Source organism: Devosia geojensis, from assembly GCF_000969415.1.
Lineage (GTDB): Bacteria > Pseudomonadota > Alphaproteobacteria > Rhizobiales > Devosiaceae > Devosia > Devosia geojensis.
Map to the genome: position 1 here is coordinate 1 of NZ_JZEX01000162.1, position 4,524 is coordinate 4,524.

The 4,524-nt window shown below is 58.2% G+C and carries 4 protein-coding genes; all 4 read left to right on the forward strand.

Annotation, left to right across the window (positions count from 1 at the left end; translation table 11 throughout):
* A partial coding sequence (gene polA / locus VE25_RS18760; protein WP_046110204.1) for a DNA polymerase I occupies positions 1 to 1,616 on the forward strand: 1,616 nt, incomplete at its 5' end.
* Positions 1,617 to 1,691: 75 nt separating this feature from the next.
* Positions 1,692 to 3,311, forward strand: coding sequence for a P-loop ATPase, Sll1717 family (locus VE25_RS22800; protein WP_152664680.1), 1,620 nt, complete (start codon positions 1,692 to 1,694; stop codon positions 3,309 to 3,311).
* Positions 3,304 to 3,741, forward strand: coding sequence for a DUF1810 domain-containing protein (locus tag VE25_RS18775; protein WP_046110202.1), 438 nt, complete (start codon positions 3,304 to 3,306; stop codon positions 3,739 to 3,741). Before VE25_RS22800 ends, VE25_RS18775 begins: the two co-directional genes overlap by 8 nt.
* Before the next feature lie 241 nt (positions 3,742 to 3,982).
* On the forward strand, positions 3,983 to 4,429 hold the full coding sequence (locus VE25_RS18780) for a hypothetical protein (protein ID WP_046110203.1): 447 nt from the start codon (positions 3,983 to 3,985) through the stop codon (positions 4,427 to 4,429).
* Positions 4,430 to 4,524 lie beyond the last annotated feature (95 nt).

Here is a 4,524-nt window from a genome sequence, read left to right on the forward strand (position 1 = left end):
GGCAGATGGAGATGGAGGAGGCGCTCGCGCTCCTGCGCCCGGTCTTTGCCGACCGCTCGATCCTCAAGATCTTCCACAACTACAAGTTCGACCATGGCGTGCTGGTGCGCTACGGCCTCGAGGTCGCGTCCACGGACGACGCGCTGCTCTTGAGCTACGCGCTCGACGGGCCGCAGTTCAACACCATGGGCGAGCTCGCCGACCACTGGCTCGGCCACGCCGGCATCCCCATCAAGGAACTCCTCGGCACCGGCAAGACGCAGCGCACCTTCGCGCAGGTCGAGATTGCGCAGGCCACCCGCTATGCCGGCGAAGACGCGGATTTGACCATCCGCCTCTGGCATATCCTCAAGGCCCGGCTCGTCCCCGAGAACTCGACCGCCATCTACGAGACGCTGGAGCGCCCGCTCGCCCCCGTCCTCGCGCGCATGGAAGCGCGCGGCATCTCCATCGACCGGCAGATCCTCGCCCGGCTTTCCGGCGATTTCGCCCAGCGCGCCGCAGCGCTCGAGGCCGAGGCCCACGAGCTCGCCGGCGAGGTCTTCAACCTCGGCTCCCCGAAGCAATTGGGCGACATCCTCTTCGGCAAGCTGGGCCTGCCCGGCGGGTCCAAGACCAAGACCGGCCAGTGGGCGACGGGCGCGGGGCTGCTCGAAGACCTTGCCGAGCGCGAGAACGTGCCGCTCGCCAAGGTCATCGTCGACTGGCGTGGGGTGACCAAGCTCAAGGGCACCTATACCGATGCGCTGCCCACCTACATCAACCCGCGCACCAACCGCGTCCACACCACCTATTCGCAGCATTCGGTGCTGACCGGACGGCTCTCGTCGAACGACCCCAACCTGCAGAACATCCCCATCCGCACCGAGGACGGGCGCAAGATCCGCGAGGCCTTCGTCGCCGCGCCCGGCAAGATGCTGATCAGCGCCGACTATTCGCAGATCGAATTGCGCGTCCTCGCCCACATCGCCGATATCGAGGCCCTGAAGGACGCCTTCGAGGAAGGCCTCGACATCCACGCCATGACCGCCAGCGAAATGTTCAAGGTGCCGATCGAAGGCATGCCGTCGGAAGTGCGCCGGCGCGCCAAGGCGATCAATTTCGGCATCATCTACGGCATCTCGGCCTTCGGCCTTGCCAACCAGCTCGGCATTCCCCGCTCGGAGGCGGGCGAATACATCGACACCTATTTCAAGCGCTTCCCCGGCATCAAGGACTACATGGACCACCAGCGCCGCCTGGTGAAGGCGGAAGGGTACGTCACCACCATCTTCGGGCGCCGCATCCGTTTCCCCAACGCCAATTCCTCGCACGCGGCCGAGCGCTCGTTCGTCGAACGCGCCTCCATCAACGCCCCCATCCAGGGCAGCGCCGCCGACATCATCCGCCGCGCCATGATCCGCATGGAACCGGCCCTAGCCCAGGCCGGCATCGCGGCCGACATGCTGTTGCAGGTGCACGACGAACTGATTTTTGAAGTCGACGAGGGCACCGAGCACGAGGCGATGCCGGTGATCAAGCAGGTGATGGAAGGGGCGGCGGAACCCGCCGTGCGGTTGACGGTGCCGATCCAGGTGGATGCGCATGCGGCCAGGAATTGGGATGAGGCGCATTGAAGGCTGGATTCTTGATCGGGATGTTATTTAGGTGGAAAATATGCCGTATCTCAGCGGGTGCGGGGGAGGGTCAAAATGGAACCGAATGAAAAGGCTAAAACTTGGCGCAGGAGAAGAAAACACTCACGACTGAGTTCAAAAGTGCCGTTGAACACCTCGATGTCGGTTATTCAGTTTCCACGCCTTAGCGACATCCGAATTGGCCAACCTGACGCCAATGTCGAGTATATAAATTCTATCAGATCTAGAGAGCGTCCAATCTACATAGATTCTTTTTTTACTTTGCCACAGTTTCCACTCGAAGATTTCATTTCGGGTCAGAATTTTTTGATATATGGACAAAAAGGGACTGGAAAGACTGCAGCACTTAGATACATACAGGATGTTCTTGGAAAGACTCATTCAACTGAGTTCATAATATTTAAAAGAGCCTTTCTCGAAGAAAGCGATCTCCTTGATATAACTAAAATTCCCTTAGCGGTTGACGAGGAGGAGCTGAAGGGCATCAGACATTATCATCATGCTATTAAGCGCATATTAATAATGATAATATTGAAGAAGGTATTTAACTCTTTTGCTCTGGATGGCGGAGATCAGTCAGATTCGTTCTATGCGGAGAACAGAACATTCGTCGACCGAGTAAGATCGGCAGCGCTTGGCGACTTGATACAACTTGGGTTTGATTCAATAAAGACAATTATCGATTCTGCTCAAGTTGATATTGGTAAATTAACTGGTGAGACTGTTCTCGCTAATTCTGCAAAAGCGCTCAAGAGAAACAACGATGATTTGCTTTCATATTTGGTACGACGACTCCGGAGAAAAGAAGCAAAAATAGCCATCTTTGTTGACGAGATCCATTTCGCGTACAGAAGTGAGGAATCTCTGCAGCAAGACGCTATGTTGGTTAGGGATTGCCTGCTGGCAATTCATGCCCTGAGCGACAGGTTCGTAGAAGAAGGGGTTGATGTTCGAATTTACGCTGCAGTTAGAGCTGAGTATTTGGAACATCCTATAATTTCTTCTGCGGACATCAATCATACGGTAGAATCAATTGGGTACCAGCTAAGCTGGTCGAATTTTCCCGTAAATCTCGAACATCCTCTTTTACACTTAATCTATCAACGCTTTAAATTGTCCATAGGGGAAGCTTTTAGATTTGGAGATTTCTTGAGCGTCTATATGAGGGGTGTTGATATAGACGAATTTATGAATCGAACTTGGTCAAAACCTCGCGATTTTATAAGATTTTTCAAGTGCGCGAAGGATTTATATCCTAACTTGTCGGCGTTAAATCGTTCACAGCTGAATACTGTATGGAGACGCTATGCTCAGGAGGCTTGGAATGAAATTAAATCGTCAGCGAGTCCATTCATGAACGGCAGCAGCATAGCCGCTCTAGAATCTGTTTTCAGAGATGTCGTTCCCAATGCTATTTCTAGCAGGCACAAACATTCATACGAGGAGTTCTCCGGCATTATGCGCCCGATATACGACATCGCGCGAGGAAACAATAAAGCATTCTATGATTTCGATCATTTTTTGGACCTTTTATATATACTTGGGATATTTGGCACGAGAAAACAGGATGAGAACCAGCTGATGGTTATACAATCCTATCATCGGGGGAACCGGAGTTATCAGCGTGACGGTGAAATCGTCTTTCATCCGACGGTGCTAAAGGCGTTTGGGTGAGTTAACTTACTTCCTCGCCGCCCAGGACCCCATCTACCCCGCCGTCCTCGCCGAGCTGCGCGCGGGCGAGAAGCGGACGCACTGGATGTGGTTTGTCTTTCCGCAGGTCGCGGGGCTGGGGCGGAGCGACATGTCGCGGCGGTTTGCGCTTGCGGGGGTCGAGGCGGCACGGGCCTATCTTAAGCATCCCGTACTCGGGTCGCGGCTCGTTGAGGCGACGCGGGCGGTGCTCGCCCATGCGCCGGGAGAGCGCCAAGGCGGTAAGAGCGTCCGCCGGATCTTCGGGTCGCCGGACGACATGAAATTCCACTCCTCGATGACCCTCTTCGCCCGCGCCGCCGAGGACCTGCCGGGCGATTGGCCCTTCCGCGCCGCGCTAGTGGCGTTCTTTAACGGGCAGGAGGACGAGGAGACGCTGCGGCGGCTCTGAGGGATTGGCGCCACGCCCCCTTCAGCGCGTTCAGGACGGTTCGAGGCGCGCAGGAGCTCGCACCTCACCAGGGCGCTGATATTGATTCCCTGCCAGTTCAGGAGCGCTCACGGTGGAGTGCCGCGCAGCGCCCCGGAGCCGTCGCGAGCCTGTCGACGGAGCGCGGCACCGGTCAACTTATCCCCGCCGGCGCGTGCGGTCTTATCCTTGCCGGCCGAACCTAATGGCTGGAGACAAGCTCATGCGTCACGCAGAGACCAAGTTCACCACCCGCGCCCTGGTGCGGCGCTACGAGGCCGCCGACAGGGACGGCGAGGTGCTGGGGCAGGAATTCGCCACGCTGCTCGGACACGCGGGCGCACCCGGCCGGGGCGGCGGGCCTGCCAGCACCCATGCGCAACGCGTCAGCGTTGCCGCGTTCCTCTCGGCTGTCGGCCGCACCGTCTCGCGCATGCCCGGACGCGTCGCGACGGCCCGCGTCGACCCGGCCGACGCGACGCTGACCCTTGCCGACCTGTCGCTGGCCGTAAAGCTCGCCCGCTCCGCCCTCGCCCGCTTTGCCGAGCGCTACCGGGATTATGACGAGGACGAAGGGGATGTCATCTGGCTGACCATCGACGACCCGCCGCGAGCCCGCGCCCACGATTTCTACGCCGCCGAAGGCCTGCCATCTCCCCACCGGCAGTGAGAGCGTACCGCGCACCTGTCCGCACCGGTGGGCGGGCGCCATGCTGCCACAAGCACAATGCGTGCCCCTCCCCCTTGAGGGGCACGCATTGTGCT

Bases quoted from the DNA above. Each gene is read 5' to 3' on its own strand.
- VE25_RS22800 (WP_152664680.1), top strand. From the start codon at position 1,692: ATGGAACCGAATGAAAAGGCTAAAACTTGGCGCAGGAGAAGAAAACAC.
- VE25_RS18780 (WP_046110203.1), top strand. From the start codon at position 3,983: ATGCGTCACGCAGAGACCAAGTTCACCACCCGCGCCCTGGTGCGGCGC.